This is a genomic window from Peribacillus sp. NPDC056705, from assembly GCF_043656335.1.
Genome location: NZ_JBHTYI010000112.1, coordinates 1 through 2263 on the forward strand (window position 1 = coordinate 1; position 2263 = coordinate 2263).

At 47.7% G+C, this 2263-nt stretch carries 2 protein-coding genes; both read left to right on the forward strand.

Going from position 1 to position 2263, the window contains the following annotated elements; translation table 11 throughout:
• Positions 1-320 precede the first annotated feature (320 nt).
• The gene (gene map, locus ACFRAK_RS27890; protein ID WP_394573018.1) at positions 321-1067 is read left to right on the forward strand and encodes a type I methionyl aminopeptidase; all 747 of its coding nucleotides are present in this window, start codon (positions 321-323) and stop codon (positions 1065-1067) included.
• 88 nt (positions 1068-1155) lie between these two features.
• The gene (gene pdxK / locus ACFRAK_RS27895) at positions 1156-1965 is read left to right on the forward strand and encodes a pyridoxine/pyridoxal/pyridoxamine kinase (RefSeq protein WP_394573019.1); all 810 of its coding nucleotides are present in this window, start codon (positions 1156-1158) and stop codon (positions 1963-1965) included.
• The last annotated feature ends 298 nt before the right edge of the window (positions 1966-2263 follow it).

The window sequence follows — 2263 nt, forward strand, 5'->3', positions numbered from 1 at the left end:
ATTGCCGTACTGGGGTGGTTCTTGTCGAAGGACAAAGGGGACATGACCGAAGCCGAAAGACAGCAAGTAGAGAATTAATTGATAGCATTACCGTGATAAACTGCAAACGGAAAAGATTGAGGTTACCTTGCCTTAGGAGTAGAATAAGATACTGTAGGGCTTTTATTTAGGAAGTGTGATTACAGATGCGATCATAAATTAGCCTTATTGGCTAGGGAGAGAGACGGCGGGGTCAGCCCGTCCGCCTTGCTTCCGCCAGCTAAGGCTTTTTGGTTTGATACAAGAGCAACGACTCACGGATAATAAGGAGTGATTCTATTTTGATTATTCTTAAGACCCAAGAACAGATTGACAAGATGAATAAAGCAGGCGATATTTTGGCTGAATGTCACAGACAGATTGCCACCATGATCAAGCCAGGCGTCACGACGCTCGCCATTGATCAGTTCGTTGAACGATTCCTGACCGAGCGGGGCGCTACACCCGAACAGAAGGGTTATCATGGTTATCCTTATGCTACCTGCGCCTCGGTCAACGATGTGATCTGTCACGGTTTCCCCAGTAATGAACCGTTGCAGGACGGGGATATTGTAACGATTGATATGGTCGTGAAGAAGGATGGCTGGCTTGCCGACTCTGCCTGGTCGTATCCGGTTGGCCATGTCTCGGCAGAGGCCCAGCATCTGCTAGATGTGACCAAGAAGTCGCTCTATTTGGGGATCGAGCAAGCAGTGGTCGGTAATCGTATCGGCGATATATCCCACGCGATACAGTCGTACGCGGAATCCCAGAACCTGTCGGTTGTTCGGCATTTCGTGGGTCATGCCATCGGGGAGAACATGCATGAGGAACCGCAGGTTCCCCACTACGGGCCGCCGCACCGGGGAACGCGCCTGAAGGAAGGGATGGTTATCACGATTGAACCGATGCTGAACCTGGGGGCATATCAGTGCAAGATCGATCCGGACGGTTGGACGGCGAGAACCATCGATGGCAAATGGTCAGCCCAGTATGAACACACGCTAGCGATCACGAAGGATGGTCCTGTGATTCTAACGGAGCAATAACAGCGAGTAACAATAGAGGCGTTATAGACGTCTATGGGAGTTTCTCATATAATAGAGTCATCATTTTACAAGCGAAGGGAATTTGATCATGACTATTCGTAAAGCTTTAACGGTAGCAGGCTCAGATACGAGCGGGGGTGCCGGGATTCAGGCAGATTTGAAGACATTTCAGGAGTTTGACGTATATGGAATGACCGCACTGACAACGATCGTGTGCATGGAGCCGAAGACGTGGGATCATCAAGTGTACCCGGTGGCACTCGATATCGTGGAGGCGCAATTGAAGACCGTGCTCGAAGGTATCGGCATCGATGCGATGAAGACGGGGATGCTCGGATCGGTTGAAATCATTGAACTGGTGTCCCAATATATAGATCGTTATGATTTGAAGCGTATCGTTATCGACCCGGTGATGGTGTGCAAAGGTACCGACGAGGTGCTGCAACCCGAGAACACTGAGGCGATGCTGGAGTTCTTGCTTCCACATGCGGATCTTGTGACACCGAATTTGTTCGAAGCGTCACAGCTTGCCAAATCGGGACCGATTACATCGCTGGAGCAGATGCAAGCCGCAGCTGCGATCATCCATGAACGCGGCGCCAAGCATGTACTCATCAAAGACAGAGGCAAGATTCGCGAAGGCAAAGCGATGGATCTACTCTATGATGGTCAGACGTTTGAATGGTTTGAGGCTGATACGATTGTGACGAAGTATACGCATGGCGCAGGCTGCACCTCCTCAGCTTCGATCACGGCCAATCTGGCAAAAGGTCTGTCTGTGCGCGAATCTGTACAACAAGCCAAAGCGTTCATCACGCAAGCGATCTCTAACGGTTTTCCGTTGAACGATTTTGTAGGTCCAACGAGACATTCTGCGCACCGCAATGGCATTGCGTAATCGACAACAAATATGCAAAAAAATGTAATTTCATGCGAAATTTAAATATGATTTAGATAACCTTTCTTCTCGCAAGAAAGGTTTTTTGTTGTTAGAAGAGATCGATGCATATATTATATAGGAAGATAGGCATATTTTTTTAATGCATGTTTTATCTAAAAGGATGAGACCGTATAGGTCCTTTCCAGTATAATTATGTGCTATACTTTATAGAGAGTCTGATTCAAATAGGAAGAAAATGTTTAGGGGTTGAGACATGTTTCAGGACATATTGGATTTTCTTATGAAGTTTGGTCCA

Excerpts from the sequence above, each read along its gene's own strand:
- pdxK (WP_394573019.1), top strand. The coding sequence starts at position 1,156 with ATGACTATTCGTAAAGCTTTAACGGTAGCAGGCTCAGATACGAGCGGG.